The organism is Flavicella sp., from assembly GCF_029238425.1.
Lineage (GTDB): Bacteria > Bacteroidota > Bacteroidia > Flavobacteriales > Flavobacteriaceae > Flavicella.
Map to the genome: position 1 here is coordinate 1 of NZ_JAQWGB010000143.1, position 15433 is coordinate 15433.

15 protein-coding genes are annotated in these 15433 nt (G+C 31.9%); 4 read left to right on the forward strand and 11 right to left on the reverse strand.

Annotation, left to right across the window (positions count from 1 at the left end):
- The 3 genes from P8H68_RS10375 to pheT all read right to left on the reverse strand — a co-directional run.
- On the reverse strand, positions 1 to 113 hold a 113-nt coding region (locus P8H68_RS10375; RefSeq protein WP_300324595.1), incomplete at its 3' end, for a ferritin-like domain-containing protein.
- Between the two features lie 82 nt (positions 114 to 195).
- Positions 196 to 1230, reverse strand: coding sequence for a quinone-dependent dihydroorotate dehydrogenase (locus P8H68_RS10380; RefSeq protein ID WP_300324554.1), 1035 nt, complete (start codon positions 1228 to 1230; stop codon positions 196 to 198).
- A 163-nt stretch (positions 1231 to 1393) separates the two neighbouring features.
- A complete protein-coding gene (gene pheT, locus P8H68_RS10385) occupies positions 1394 to 3820 on the reverse strand; it encodes a phenylalanine--tRNA ligase subunit beta (protein ID WP_300324557.1) in 2427 nt (808 codons plus the stop codon).
- A gap of 174 nt (positions 3821 to 3994) precedes the next feature.
- Between pheT and P8H68_RS10390 the strand changes: the two genes are divergently transcribed.
- Complete coding sequence (locus P8H68_RS10390) at positions 3995 to 4285, forward strand: DUF3817 domain-containing protein (protein WP_300324560.1); 291 nt, start codon at positions 3995 to 3997, stop codon at positions 4283 to 4285.
- 45 nt (positions 4286 to 4330) lie between these two features.
- Here the strand turns inward: P8H68_RS10390 and P8H68_RS10395 are convergent, their stop codons facing one another.
- A complete protein-coding gene (locus P8H68_RS10395; RefSeq protein ID WP_300324563.1) occupies positions 4331 to 4909 on the reverse strand; it encodes a YceI family protein in 579 nt (192 codons plus the stop codon).
- A gap of 21 nt (positions 4910 to 4930) precedes the next feature.
- The gene (locus P8H68_RS10400) at positions 4931 to 5392 is read right to left on the reverse strand and encodes a MarR family transcriptional regulator (protein ID WP_300324566.1); all 462 of its coding nucleotides are present in this window, start codon (positions 5390 to 5392) and stop codon (positions 4931 to 4933) included.
- 772 nt (positions 5393 to 6164) lie between these two features.
- Between P8H68_RS10400 and P8H68_RS10405 the strand changes: the two genes are divergently transcribed.
- The 3 genes from P8H68_RS10405 to P8H68_RS10415 all read left to right on the forward strand — a co-directional run bounded on the left by P8H68_RS10405 (position 6165) and on the right by P8H68_RS10415 (position 9182).
- Positions 6165 to 8003, forward strand: a complete 1839-nt coding sequence (locus P8H68_RS10405; protein WP_300324569.1) for a sensor histidine kinase — start codon at positions 6165 to 6167, stop codon at positions 8001 to 8003.
- On the forward strand, positions 7993 to 8643 hold the full coding sequence (locus P8H68_RS10410) for a response regulator transcription factor (protein ID WP_300324572.1): 651 nt from the start codon (positions 7993 to 7995) through the stop codon (positions 8641 to 8643). Before P8H68_RS10405 ends, P8H68_RS10410 begins: the two co-directional genes overlap by 11 nt.
- A gap of 83 nt (positions 8644 to 8726) precedes the next feature.
- Positions 8727 to 9182 carry a MarR family transcriptional regulator gene (locus P8H68_RS10415; RefSeq protein WP_300324575.1) on the forward strand — a complete coding sequence of 152 codons (456 nt, stop codon included), beginning with the start codon at positions 8727 to 8729 and terminating at the stop codon, positions 9180 to 9182.
- Between the two features lie 7 nt (positions 9183 to 9189).
- On the opposite strand, the gene P8H68_RS10420 is transcribed toward P8H68_RS10415, so the two are convergent.
- The 6 genes from P8H68_RS10420 to P8H68_RS10445 all read right to left on the reverse strand — a co-directional run.
- Positions 9190 to 9930, reverse strand: coding sequence for a VIT1/CCC1 transporter family protein (locus P8H68_RS10420; protein ID WP_300324578.1), 741 nt, complete (start codon positions 9928 to 9930; stop codon positions 9190 to 9192).
- A gap of 3 nt (positions 9931 to 9933) precedes the next feature.
- On the reverse strand, positions 9934 to 10611 hold the full coding sequence (locus P8H68_RS10425; RefSeq protein WP_300324581.1) for a DUF2461 domain-containing protein: 678 nt from the start codon (positions 10609 to 10611) through the stop codon (positions 9934 to 9936).
- Between the two features lie 101 nt (positions 10612 to 10712).
- Positions 10713 to 14048 carry a preprotein translocase subunit SecA gene (gene secA, locus P8H68_RS10430; RefSeq protein ID WP_300324584.1) on the reverse strand — a complete coding sequence of 1112 codons (3336 nt, stop codon included), beginning with the start codon at positions 14046 to 14048 and terminating at the stop codon, positions 10713 to 10715.
- Positions 14049 to 14227: 179 nt separating this feature from the next.
- Positions 14228 to 14449: a DUF2795 domain-containing protein gene (locus P8H68_RS10435; protein WP_152287470.1), complete on the reverse strand. Its 222-nt coding sequence runs from the start codon at positions 14447 to 14449 to the stop codon at positions 14228 to 14230.
- 103 nt (positions 14450 to 14552) lie between these two features.
- Positions 14553 to 15116, reverse strand: coding sequence for a cob(I)yrinic acid a,c-diamide adenosyltransferase (locus tag P8H68_RS10440; RefSeq protein ID WP_300324589.1), 564 nt, complete (start codon positions 15114 to 15116; stop codon positions 14553 to 14555).
- Position 15117: 1 nt separating this feature from the next.
- Positions 15118 to 15433: class I SAM-dependent methyltransferase (locus P8H68_RS10445; protein ID WP_300324592.1), on the reverse strand; the 316-nt coding region annotated here is incomplete at its 5' end.

Sequence of the window (15433 nt, forward strand, 5' to 3'; positions counted from 1 at the left end):
ACACCACTAAACCCTTCATGGTCAGCCCAAGAAGCCATTGCTAGATATTGCATAGAAGCAGATGCTTCATATTTTATTTGATCGTTAAGTAAATCTTGAATTTTCTCTATCATCTTCTAATATTTTGAATCCAAGATAAAAAAGAATAGCTGAATATAAAATTTAAACTCTCTTTTTTTAAAACAATAAATAAGTCTAAGAATTCTTAAGAATCGCCTTGTTTATATTTTTAACAAGACTAGGTCCTTCATAGATAAAACCAGTATAAACTTGTACCAAATCCGCACCCGCTTCTATTTTATTCAAGGCATCTTGCGCGGAATGAATTCCTCCTACACCAATTATTGGAAACGATTTGTTCGAGGCATCCGATAAATATTTAATGGCTTGAGTACTTCTGTCAGCAATAGGTTTACCGCTCAATCCTCCATTTCCGATTGCTTCCAATTGATTTTCTGTCGCTTTCAATCCTTCTCTGTTGGTAGAAGTATTAGAAGCAATTACTCCATCAATTTTAGTCTCATCCACCAATTCAACGATTTCATCTAATTGTTGATTGTTTAAGTCTGGAGCTATTTTTAATAAAATTGGTTTTTGCACTGTTTCTTGCTCATTCAATTTTTGTACCGATTGAATCAACTCTATCAAATAGTCTTTATCCTGTAATTTAGCATGGCTTCCAACATTTGGACAGCTTACATTCAACACAAAATAATCTACATATGGATGTAACTCTTTGAAAACATCGCAATAGTCTTGTGTATATTGCTCTGTTGGAATTCCCGTGTTTTTACCTAGATTTCCTCCAATAATTACTTTTCCTTTATTCTTTTTTAAGTTTTCAATGGCTGCCTCTACACCCGCATTGTTAAACCCCATTCTATTGATAATTCCTTGATCATCTTTCAAACGAAACAATCTTTGCTTAGGATTTCCCTCTTGTCCCTTAGGAGTCACTGTTCCTATTTCAATAAAACCAAATCCAAAATCAGCCAATTCATTAAATAGAACTGCATTTTTATCAAATCCTGCAGCCAAACCAACTGGATTTTTAAACTTGATACCAAATAACTCTCTTTCTAGTTTTGCATCATTTACTTGAAACATAGAACGAATTATTGCCGAAACACCAGGAATTTTAGAAATTCCTTTTATCACTGAAAAGGTAAAATAATGCACTTTTTCTGGATCAAATTGAAAAAGAATTGGGCGAATAATCGATTTATACATTGAATCTTTTTTTATAATTCTCTTAGTTATTTCTAAGTGCTGCAAATTTACGAAATTTGTCTCAGCGAGACAATGTTTATCGGTTTCTTGAAACAAGCAGCTAAAAACAAAAAAAGTCCGTAACAAATCAATGTTACGGACCCTTCTTTACAATTTATAATTCTTATCTTAAGCTAGCTTCAAGGTTTTTCTCAAACGTAGCTTGTAATTTTTGCATTATTTTATCAATTTGCTTTTCATTTAATGTTTTTCCTTCGTCTTGTAACAAGAAACTCACAGCATACGATTTTTTATTCGCAGCTAATTTATTTCCTTCATATACATCAAATAAATCAACCTCTTTTAATAATTTTCTTTCAGATTGAAAGGCCAAATTATAAATCTCTCCAAAAGTAACTGAACTATCTAACAATAAAGACAAATCTCTTTTTACTGCTGGGAATTTAGGTAAAGATTTTACTTTAATTCCTTTAGAACTAGAGATTTTTAAAACATTATCCCAATTAAAATCAACATAAATTACCTCCTGTTTGATTCCGAAAGATTTTAAAATAGACTTTGAAACAATTCCAATATCTGCCAATTTAATTTTTCCTAGACTTAAAGTAATCCCTTCAGAAAAAACATCATTTTTATTTGGTGAAGTTTTTAACGTCGCAGCCCCTAACCTTTCTAAAATAGATTTTACCACTCCCTTTACATAAAAGAAGTCAGAAGATTTATGCGTACCTGTCCAAGAATCACTCGTTCTATTCCCTGTAACAAAAAGAGCTAAATGCTTAAACTCTTCGTATTTATCCTCAAACTTATGATATGTTTTACCGAATTCAAAAAACTGTAAAGCATTATTTTTTCTGTTGATGTTGTAAGAAACAGACTCCAAACCACTAAATAATAACGATTGACGCATTACGGCCAAATCATTGCTTAATGGATTTAACATCGCTACATTGTTTTCATCCTTTAAATTCTCAGAATGCTCTATATAAGCCGCCTTCGTCAAAGAGTTAGACATGATCTCATGAAACCCTAAAGAGTTCAATTGATTTCCTACAATGTTCTCTATTTTCACTCCGTTAAACTCAGAAAAAGAAATAGAGGTATTTAGTTTATGTGAAAACTGAATATTATTATATCCATATACACGTAAAATTTCTTCAATTAAATCAGCCTCTCTTTGCACATCTACACGATACGCAGGAACTGTTAACCCAAGACCACCTTCTGTTTCACTACTAATTTTTATCTCTAAAGAAGCTAATATATTTTTGATTGTTTCATTGGATAATTTTTCACCAATCAATCTCTCTACATTTTCATAAGACAATACCAATTCAAAATCTTCAATTTTACTTGGGTATAAATCAATGATATCAGAAGCAACCTTACCTCCTGCAATTTCGGTAATTAATAACGCTGCTCGTTTTAATGCATATTTTGTAAAGTTCGGATCAATACCTCTTTCAAAACGGAAAGAAGCATCCGTATTCAATGCATGTCTTTTAGCTGATTTTCTAACAGATACCGGATTGAAATAAGCACTTTCTAAAAATATAGAGGTCGTATTATCAGATACTCCTGATTCCTCTCCTCCAAAAACACCTGCTATACACATAGGAGTAGACTCTCCATCACAAATCATCAAATCCTCAGCATCCAACTCTCTTTCCACACCATCTAACGTGGTAAACTTTGTACCAGCTTCTAGTGTTTTTACTAATATTTTATTTCCTTTTACCTTAGCTGCATCAAAAGCATGTAAGGGCTGTCCTAGTTCGTGCAACACATAATTGGTGATATCCACAATATTATTAATTGGGGCCAAACCTAGCGCTTTCAATTTATTTTGAATCCATTCCGGAGATGCTGCTACCTTAACATCGGTTATAGTCAAACCACAATATCTAGGAGCCAATTCTTTATTATCAACTTCAACGTCAAACTTCAACTTTCTTTCATCTACATGAAAATTACTTACTGAAGGTGAGATCAATTCAAGCTTTACTCCTTGCTGCATTAAACCAGCACGTAAATCTCTTGCCGTACCGTAATGACTCATGGCGTCAGCTCTATTTGGAGTCAATCCTATTTCGAAAACTTCATCCGTTTCAATCTTAAAAACTTCAGCGACCGGAGTTCCTGGTTTCAAAGCATCATCCAAAACAAGGATACCTTCATGACCTTTTCCTAGACCTAATTCGTCTTCAGCGCAAATCATTCCAAAACTAACTTCTCCTCTTATCTTTCCCTTTTTAATTTTGAAAGACTCGCCTTTTTCATCATACAAAACAGTTCCTACAGTAGCAACCGGTACTTTTTGTCCAGCTGCAACATTGGGTGCTCCACAAACAATTTGGATAGGTTCCTCCCCTCCAACATTTACAGTAGTAACACTTAATTTATCAGCATTAGGATGTTTCCCACAAGTAACAACTTCTCCAACAACTACTCCTTGAAGACTTCCCTTGATAGATTCTATCAACTCAATTCCTTCAACTTCTAATCCTAAGTCCGTTAATAATTCTCCTGTTTTTACAGCCTCCCAGTCGATTTTTAAAAACTGCTTAAGCCAATTGTATGATATTTTCATTCTTGTGAAATAAAGTTCTTATAATAGGCGGCAAATATACGTAAACCATTAAATAAATAACAGAATATAGAAAGTAAATTAATTCCCATAATAGAACTATTTTCATATAGAATAACCGACTTTTTAAGATGTGAAAGCTTGAATTCTTATTATATTTGTGAAAATTTCAAACAAATGAATAGTCTTAAACTTTTTAGATTTACAAGTATTGCAGAAGGGATTTCACTTTTATTACTTTTTGGTATTGCCATGCCTGTAAAATATATACTGAAAGAACCTATTTTAGTGGAAATTGTTGGAATGGCACATGGCTTATTATTTATAGCTTATGTATTGTTTTCCATTGTTTATACTTTTAAAGTAAAATGGAGTTTCTTAGAATTTCTAATTATTTTCTTCGCTTCTTTTATTCCTTTTGGAACATTTTATGTGGACAAAAAATATTTAGCTGAAATCAAAGCATAAAAAAAGCCATCTTTTCAGACGGCTTTTTTTGAGTTAAGGTGTTCCTTAAAAAACTAAGTTTACATTTAATTCAAATTCATTTTTGATTGCTTTGTCTTTTAAATCATCAAAAAAGCTTGAAGAACCGTATTTGATTCCGTATAAAGTTCTATCTACATTTAGAGTAGTTGATGCAGTATTTGAGTCTACTACCAAATCAAAACTAACCGGTTTTGTAATTCCTTTGATTGTTAAATCTCCAGTAACTTTATACTTACCATCTTTCCCTTCTACTTTTGTAAAAACCAATTTAGAGCTTTGAAATTTATCAGTTCCAAAAAAGTCATCTGCTTTAAGATGTCCTTCTAATTTGTTTTTGTAATTCCCTTCTAAATCAGTTACTGTAATTGAATTCATGTCTACCATGATTTCTCCTCCTACCAGTTTATCTTTTTTGAATTCTAAAACTCCATTTTGAATATTGATCGTTCCCTTATGATCACTTCCAATTTCTTTTTTACCAACCCAGTTGATTTTACTCTCACGAGTTTTTACTTGTTTCGTCTCTTTTTTTATCACTGTAAAAGACATGGTAATTAATGCTACTAAAACTAATGCTGTTGATTTTAAAATGTTTGTTTTCATGATTGCCTATTTATTAATTGTTTATTTATTATTTGTTCTTAATTTATTTAATAATTCATTTAATAGAATCGCTTCTTTTTCTGTTAAATTTTTTGTAGTTTCATTTTCATGAGTTCGCAATGATTTGTCAATTACGCTCAGTAATTCAAGACCTTTATCTGTAATTGAGATTTCAATTTTTCTTCTATTAGACTCACACTGAATTCTACTCACCAAATCTTTTATTCTTAGTTTTTCAATCAATCTTGTGGTATTGCTCATCTTCGAAATCATTCTCTCTTGAACATCTTGTAAATTAATCGTTTTTCCATTTTGTCCACGTAATATTCTTAAAATATTAAATTGCTGCGAAGTCAAGTCAAACTGTTTGAAATAGATACTAGTTTTCTCGTTTACCCAGTTACCTGTGTACATCAAATTAAGAATACATTTAGTACTCGCGTTCAATTTACTCTCTGATTTCAACTGTTCTTCAACTAACATCTGTATATACAATTATTGTTTACACAGCAAAGATACATTCTTTTTACAATCTACCAACTCATATTTAAATAATTGTTGTATAAACAACAATAAACACAACAATAATAAACATTTGTTAATATCCTTGTTTTATCTTTGTAGTGTAGTTAAACTAAAAAATCATGAAAAATCTAAATAACTGCCCACATTGTTCTTCACCTGAAAAACGAATTTCAAAAAAATTATATTTTTTTAATCACGTCATCCCCTGCACAACAGTTTACCGATGCATGACTTGTTGTTCTTTGTATATCGTATGCAGTTTATTGAAGAAAAGGTCTCTTATCAGAAAACATTTCTATTGTGAAAATTACTTTTATCCAAACGCCCCACACCCTGTAAAACCAAAGGATAGTAAAAGAAATACATCTTCTTAATTTGTACATACAAGTAAAAACCAGCCTAAAATAAACATTTGTTTATATGCAGAAACTATCTTTGTAAAAAATTATTACCATGGAAAAAAAATGTCCTACATGCAATTCAAGATATAGAAATAGATCTTCCAAACTTTCTTTTTTTAGTTTCATTTTACCATGCACCAAAGTATATAAATGTATGTGTTGTTTCAACTTATATCTTCATTGTAACGTCTTTAGAGTAAATATCCCTTTAAATAGATTTAAATCCTCCAAGCATTTTGGATACAAAAAACAATATAAGATATAAAATATTTTATTGCTTTTATAGGTTTGATTATATTCATAATAAATCTATCAAAAAAACCTAGCTATTGAAATTACATTTATTTATTTTTTTGTCTCTTATTATCTATAAGATAACATTTTGTCAAAACGATATAAATATATCTTCTCAAAACACAACCGATTCTGCCCTTTTACAATTAGAAGATAATTTAAAACGATCCACAAACGACAGTCTAAAAACCAATGCACTTATTGCCTTGGGTGAATATCATATTAGCGGCGACTTTAAAAAGGTTTCAAATTACCTTGAGGAAGCGCTGAATTTAGCAAAGAAACATAACAACCAAACGCAAATTGCCACCGCCTATGCGGATCTAGGAATTATGGAGCGTAGAAAGTCCGATTATCCAAAAGCTATAGCATACTATTTAAAATCTAAAACCATTTTTACATACCTTAACGATAAAGCAAATATTGCTGCATTAGACCATAACTTGGGTGTGCTATATCGCTATTTAGAAGATTATGATTCCTCTATTAAAAGTTATAAAAACGCCATATCTATTCTATTGAACCTAGAAGATAAAAAAGAAGATTTGGCCAAAAGTTATAATATGTTAGGTGTTAGTTTTAGAAGATCAGACCAACTAGATTCTGCTAAAACTTATTATGAGAAGGCTAAAAATATATTTACTCAGATAGGTAGTCATTCAAATATATATCGCGTCAACGGAAACTTAGCTGTTTTGAATAGCATTCAGAATAACTATGCAGAAAGTCTGATATTAAATTTTGAAAATTTAAAATATTATCAAAAGACGAATAATAATGCTTCCATTTGCGGTACCCTTTATAATATTTCGGTCGACTATTCTAAATTAAAAAACTACAAAAAAGCGCTTGCATATTGTGATCAAACCATAGCAGTAGCCAAAGCGTATAATTTTAAAAGCAAATTAAAAAGTAGTTATTGGAAAAAATCTGAAATTCAACAAAACTTACATCAATATAAAGATGCCTATGAAAATTATAAAATTTATAAAAAATATTCTGACTCTTTATTAAACAAAGAAAGTATACAAAAAATACAAGCCGTTGAACTAAATTATAAATTCAATCAAGAAAAATTGAAGGATAGCTTATTTTATGTGAATGAAAAAAACAACTCTGAATCCAAAATAAAAATACTTACTGGAGAAAATAAAATAAAAAATCAATGGATCCTTTTCGGTAGTCTAGGTTTCATCTCTTTATTAATTATACTCTATTTATACAAAACCAAAAAGTTTTCTCAGAAAAAAAGATATCTCCAGGAATTGTATTCAAGAAATTTAATTAAAAGTCAAGAAAACGAAAAAACAAAAATTGCAAGAGAATTACACGATAGTATCGGACAAAAACTAATGCTCTTAACGAAAGGAATAAAAAACACTGACAATGAAAAACTATATAATTTGGCAGACAAAACACTGGAGGAACTGAGAGAAATTTCAAAGGATTTGCATCCTGAAATTATAGAAAGAATTGGGGTGACTACTTCCATAAAAGCTTTAATATCAGAATTTGACGACAATACTGAATTATTTTTCACATTTGATTCTCTGAATATAGATCCATTTATTTCAAAGGAAACTGGACTTCATATTTATAGAATCCTTCAAGAATCGCTCTCTAACATAGTTAAACACGCAAATGCTAAATCCGTCTATGTTTCCATACTTAAAAAATCAAGTTATATTTTGATAGTCGTAAAGGATAATGGTATCGGTTTCGACTTCAAGAAAAAATTAAAAAACTCAGACAGCTTAGGGATGAAAACCCTTAAGGAAAGAGCCAAAGTCATCAATGGTAACATAAAGATCCTGAGTATCATTGGAAAAGGAACCAAAACAACTCTATTAATTCCAGTTAAAAATGAAATTTGAAAAAAACATAAAAATTGTTGTTGCTGATGATCATCCTATGCTATTAAACGGTTTGAAATACGAACTAGAATTACATCAATATGAAGTAGTCGGAAAAGCGAAAAACGGTGAAGAAGCCCTGGATGAAATTCTTACAAAAAAACCAGATATAGCTATGCTTGATATCAACATGCCTATTCTCAATGGTTTTGAGGTGATACAAAAAGCGAAAGAAAAGAAATCCCAAACAAAATTCATTATCCTCTCTTTTTACAAAGAACCCGAATACATTTTAAAAGCAAAGGAGTTACATATCAACGGTTACTTGTTAAAAGAAGATCAATTTGAGGAAATAGAAAAATGTATAGAAACGGTATTATCAGATAAATATTACTACAGCAATTCTATTCAAAAACTACCATCCGACTCTCCCAACGATGATCTTGAAAAACTATCTCAATTGACCTCTTCAGAAAAGACAATTCTCAAATTAATAGCGGATCAAAAATCCAATGCAGAAATTTCTGATATCCTTTCTATATCTAAGAGAACCGTAGAGAAACATAGAAGTAATATTATTTATAAAATGGATTTAAACGGTGGAACCAATTCCTTAACAAACTGGGTGTTGCTGAATAAACAATATATTTTGAGCCTTTGATCAAAAAATACGTGCTAACACGTATTTCAGACAATATTGATTTTATCTAAATTTACATTATTAACATTTGTTAATGTAAATATATGTCGATAGAGAAAAAAATAAAGTCAACCGTGGTCCTAGATATAGATACTAAAACTGTTTTAAATTTAATGCATATTGGTAGCTGGATCAATGAAAAGAACGTGAACTTTTTTAAGCCTTATAATATTTCTTCCCAACAATACAATGTGCTTCGAATTCTAAGAGGACAAAAAGGAAGACCTATAAGCTTGACGGATATACACGATCGCATGATTTCTAAGATGAGTAATACCACTAGATTGATTGATAAGTTAATCCTAAAAGGTTTTGTCACAAGACGTATCGATAAAAACAATAAACGAAGAGTTGAGATAAAAATTACTAAAAAAGGTTTGAATCATTTATGTTCTATTGATGAAGATATTAGCAACCATACCGAGCAGGTGACACAGTATTTAAACTACAAAGAATCATTAATTTTAAATGAATTAATTGACAAGCTTAGAGGTGAATAATTTTTTATTACTTCGACATAATGCCTTCTAAAAAGTCACCTACATAATAGGCTACCAAAGCAGCTGCTGCTCCCATTAACACAGTTGTAGCAACACTTGCAAATCTATTTTTACTATTTACTACCCCTTTTAAATACCCTATCAAAGCAAAGGATAGAAATGTTAGTGAGGTAGACCAAATTAACAAGTCCCCTTTGATGTCAATCATCATGTCCAACACATAGACTAATAAGGGAATAAAGCCCAAAATAAGAAAAGATATAAAGGTAATGAGACCTATTTTAAATGGTGATTTGGTTTCTTCTATAAGACCAAGTTCCTCCTTCATCATTACATCTACCCACCTATCTTTATCGGCTGTAATGGTTGCAACCACCTCCTCTAGCAATTTCCCTGTAAAACCTTTCTCTCTAAAAACCTCTCGTATTTCTTCTCGTTCCTTTTCCGGAATGTTTTCTACCTCCCAATACTCAATTGCTTTGTGTTTTTCATAATTATCCACATCTGTTTTGGAAGACAAATAGGCACCTATAGACATTGCAAAGCCATCTGCAAATAAATTTGCAAAACCTAGAATAATAATCACAGAAGAATCTAAACCAGCACCAACAGCTCCTGCAACTACCGCAAAGGTTGTTACACTGCCATCTATACCTCCATACACGAATTCAGCTAAATATTCTTGAAACTTTTGAACAAAAACATTTTCTTCGCCATGAACTACATTCTCCTGGATATCTTCAGTCATACTTTATTCTTTTAAAATTGATTCTCCATTTATATCAGTTGTTAAAACATCAGACATATAATCAAAAAAGGGTCTTAAGGCCAAGTAGGACAATTTTAATTCTTCTCTAAAATTTTGAGACAACACTTCTTCATCAGAAAAATTCCTAGTTACTAAAAAGGATTTTTTACGAATCAGATCAATGGAAGCATGATTCTTATCAAAACCTCTCGGTGCTGATTTTACTTCCTCTCCTTCCAAATCTCCAAATAATTTCTGAAAATTTTCCTCAGCAATAATCTCTCTTATTTCAAAATCATCTGTCTCAAATTCCTTTCTAATTCGTAATAAATCTGCTGGACTTGGTTTGAAAAAACCTCCTGCCATCATAGATTCTCCTGGAGAAATTTTTAAATAATACCCACCTCTTAATTTTTCTGTTGCTCTAGAAAAACTAATACTTCTATGGTAATTATATGGTGTTTTATCTTTAGAAAATCGAACATCTCTGTAAATACGAAATACCTTCATTTTTTCAATGGTATCACTTTGATTTAAATCTTCTAAAACCGCATTGTAAAAATCTTTTAATTTGGTTTCTTCTTCTTTAAATTCAGATTTATGTTCGTCAAACCACTCACGGTTATTATTCTTTTTTAATTTATTTAAAAATTCTAAGGCTGATTTAGATACTTTAGTCATTATCTTATTTGAATTATTTTTGCATAATTTACATAATTGAAGCTATTCTACAATAAAAAACGCGCATAAAAAAAGCGGAATCTAAAGATTCCGCTTTTTTACTAGTCGTCTACCAACACCCAATCCCCTTTATCCAGCATTGGAATGGCTTGTTTGTATTTAACTTCTTTATTTTCACCAGTCATTACATTTTTAATGCTGACTTTTTCATTTCTTCCTATTTTACGTTCCTCACGAATAACAGTTTCAGGAATCTTTTGCTCTCTCGTGTCGTTAGACATAGAAGACTCAGAAATATTTTGAACCTCTTCCTTACTTACGTTCAGTTTTTCTCGTTTCTCAACAGGTGCTTCTGAAATTTCATTAGCTCCTTGTGTTGGTAATTCTCCTTTGAAAAGGAATGATAATACATCTTTATTTACCTTATCCAACATTCCTTTGAATAATTCAAAAGCCTCAAACTTATAAATTAACAATGGGTCTTTTTGCTCGTAAGATGCATTTTGCACCGACTGCTTTAAGTCGTCCATCTTTCTCAAATGATCCTTCCAAGTCTCATCAATAATGGCAAGAGTAATATTTTTCTCAAAGTCATTGATCAATGTTTTTCCTTCAGACTCAAAAGCTTCTTTTAAGTTAGTAACCACCTGTAAGGTCTTTACACCATCAGTAAATGGTACTACAATGCGCTCATATTTATCAGCTTCGTTTTCATAAACATTTTTGATCACAGGAAAAGCAGTAGTCGCATTTCTTACAACTTTTTCTGTATAATAAGCATATACTTTATCATATAGATCATCAACCAGTTTATCCGCAGCAAGCGTTTTAAACTCTTCCTTTGTAAAAGGTGATGGCATACCAGAGAAATGAATCAACTCAAACTCAAAATTCGTGTAATTATCAGATTGTTTGTTGGATACTACAATAGAAGAACAAGTATCGTAAATCATATTTACAATATCTATTTGCAAACGTTTTCCATCCAAAGCATGTCGACGACGTTTATAAACAACCTCACGTTGAGCGTTCATAATATCATCATACTCCAATAATCTTTTACGAACACCAAAGTTATTTTCTTCAACTTTTTTCTGAGCTCTTTCAATAGACTTTGAAATCATAGAATGCTGAATTACTTCGCCTTCTTCTAATCCCATTCTATCCATCATTTTTGCAATTCTATCTGAACCAAAAATACGCATCAAATGATCCTCAAGAGAAACATAAAATTGAGAAGAACCTACATCTCCTTGACGTCCGGCACGACCTCTTAACTGTCTATCAACACGTCTTGAATCATGTCTTTCTGTACCGATAATAGCCAAACCACCTGCAGCTTTCACATCGTCAGACAATTTAATATCCGTACCACGTCCCGCCATGTTTGTGGCAATCGTTACCATCCCAGAATTACCTGCATCCGCAACAACCTGTGCTTCTTGCTTGTGTAATTTTGCATTCAATACATTGTGCTTAATTTTTCTTAATGAAAGCATCCTAGCTAGCAATTCCGAAATTTCAACTGAAGTAGTACCAACCAATACAGGTCTTCCTTTTTCAACTAAAATAACAATCTCATCAATTACAGCATTGTATTTTTCTCTTGTGGTCTTATAAACTAAATCCTCTTTATCATCACGTAATAAAGGTCTGTTTGTTGGAATCTCTACAACATCAAGTTTGTATATTTCCCAAAACTCTCCTTCTTCCGTAATTGCAGTACCTGTCATTCCACCCAACTTACGATACATTCTAAAGTAATTCTGTAACGTAACGGTTGCAAAGGTTTGTGTAGCTGCTTCGATTTTCACATTCTCTTTCGCTTCAATTGCTTGGTGCAAACCATCAGAATAACGACGACCGTCCATAATACGACCTGTTTGTTCATCAACAATTTTCACCTTATTATCCATCACAACATATTCTTTATCTTTTTCAAATAAAGTATAAGCTTTTAGCAATTGATTTAAGGTATGAACGCGTTCACTTTTAATACTAAAGTCGTTATAAAGCTCCTCTTTTTGAGCTACTTTTTCTTCAACACTAGCATCACTATCATCAATTTCTCCAATCTTAACACCAATATCTGGTAACAAGAAGAAATCTTGATCACCCTCTCCAGAGATATGTTGAATCCCTTTGTCGGTTAATTCAATAGAATTATTCTTTTCATCGATAACAAAATAAAGTTCCTTATCAATTTTTGGCATCTCTCTGTTGTTATCTGCCATATAAGTGTTTTCAGTCTTCTGAAGCAATTGTCTTACTCCTTCTTGACTTAAAAACTTGATCAATGCTTTGTTTTTAGGAAGACCTCTATAGACTCTCAATAAAAGAATACTTCCCTCTTCCGTATTTCCAGCAGCGATTAATTTCTTAGCCTCTGCTAATACTCCAACCAAGTACTGACGTTGAATTTTCTCAATAGCCTGAACACTTGGTTTCAATTCATTGAACTCATGTCTATCTCCTTGTGGAATTGGTCCAGATATAATTAATGGCGTACGAGCATCATCAATTAATACTGAATCTACTTCATCTACAATCGCAAAATTCGGAGCTCTTTGAACCAAATCTTTTTGCGAATGAGCCATATTATCTCTCAAGTAATCAAAACCAAATTCGTTATTTGTACCATAAGTAATGTCTGAATTATAGGCTTTTCTTCTTTCTTCAGAATTTGGTTGGTGATGGTCAATACAATCTACTGACAAACCATGAAACTCCCAAATAGGTGCCATCCATGCAGCATCCCTTTTCGCCAGATAGTCATTCACTGTTACCACATGAACTCCCTTACCTGTTAAGGCATTTAAGAAAATTGGCAATGTTGCAACCAACGTTTTACCCTCTCCGGTCATCATCTCTGCAATCTTACCTTTATGCAATACAGATCCTCCAATCAACTGAACGTCATAATGAATCATCTCCCAGGTCACAGGCGTACCAGACGCATCCCAAGAAGTAGCCCATTCCGAATTATCTCCATTAAGCGTAATATACTCCTTAGCTCCAGATAGCTCTCTATCAAATACAGAAGCTGTTACTTCCACTACTTCATTTTCTGTAAAACGCTTAGCTGTTTCTTTAACAACCGCAAAAGCCTCAGGCATAATCGTCTCTAAAACAGCTTCTGAAGCTGCATAGGATTCATCCTTCAATCCATCTATCTCAGTAAAGATTTGTTCTTTTCTATCAATATGAGCGTCTATTGCCTCTTTCTCTAAATCTGAAATTTTATCCTCAAAAGGTTTCGTAGCGTCTTTGATTTTATTTTTAAAACCTTCAGATTTTGATCTCAACTCGTCATTCGTTAGGCTGTTCATTTCCCCTTTAAAAGCACGAACTTTATCTACGATTGGCTGTAATAATTTTAAGTCCTTTTTCTGTTTATCTCCAACAAAAATTTTAAGGACAGAATTTAAAATACTCATAATTTTATTTTTTTAACAACATAAAAGTTGCTGATTTTTCTCTTTTAAACATAATTTTGATCAAACACTTCTAACAAAAATGTTAAATCACTGTTTTTTAAACACATAAAAAACACGTTCAAAAATACACAAAAAAAAAGCCTCGATAGAGACTTTTAAATGATAATATTTCTTTTTTTCTAATATTCATCTTCATTCCAAAAATAATCCTCCTCGGTAGGATAATCTGGCCAAATTTCAACAATAGATTCGTATGCATCACCTTCATCCTCCATGCTCTGTAGATTTTCCACTACTTCCAACGGAGCTCCTGTTCTAATAGCATAATCTATCAATTCATCTTTTGTTGCAGGCCATGGCGCGTCTGCCAAATACGAAGCTAATTCTAAAGTCCAGTACATCTTACTATTAATTGAGTTATTTGTGCAAAAATAATTTTTTTTCTTAGAAAATCAAGTCTTTTTTTATGTATTTCAATATTTTAAAAGAACGTTTCATTTTTCACTATGGAATCCATTTAATTTCCTTAGCTTGATTATCAAAAGTCAACTTTCGTGCCAACACAAAAAGATAGTCAGAAAGTCGGTTGATATACTTTAAAACACTCTCTTCAATCTTCTCATCACCCATCAACACCACTATCAAACGCTCTCCTCTGCGACATACTGCTCTCGCAATATGACAATATGACACCGTGGTATGACCACCTGGCAACACAAAATGAGTCATTGCAGGTAACTCCTCATCAATAACATCTATTTCTTGCTCTAAAAATTCAATCATTTCTATAGTTACTTTTGTGTCAGCCAAACGTTTTTTTCCGTTTTTTAAAATTTCCTTTTCAACAGGAGTTGCCAAAACCGCTCCAATTACAAATAAATCTTTCTGAATTTTAACAAGACTTTCGAAACTATGTTTATCAATCTTTTGGTCACGTATCAAACCTAAATAAGAATTCAACTCATCAATAGTTCCGTACGTTTCAATTCTTAAATCCCCCTTAGAGACACGAGTACCACCATACAACCCTGTAGTTCCCTTATCTCCGGTTTTTGTGTAAATTTTCATATTAATATCGAATTGTAAAATGTTCTTTTCTTTGTTCCTTTCTAAAAAAAACGACTCCCCACTGAAACAAATCCATTGTAACAGTTACCTCTGGATGTTTTTTGATTTCATGCCAAGCCTCTTTCATTTCCTTGCTCCAGTGAATGTCATCAAAAACAAATACACTGTCATTATGTTTACTAGTCAAACAAACCTTAAAATAATCCAAAGTCGCTTTTTTAGTATGATTCCCGTCAAAAAACACAAAATCATAAATCTTATTTTTACAAACATTTTTTAAGGTAGTATCAAAATTCCCAGCAATATAGTTTACGTTG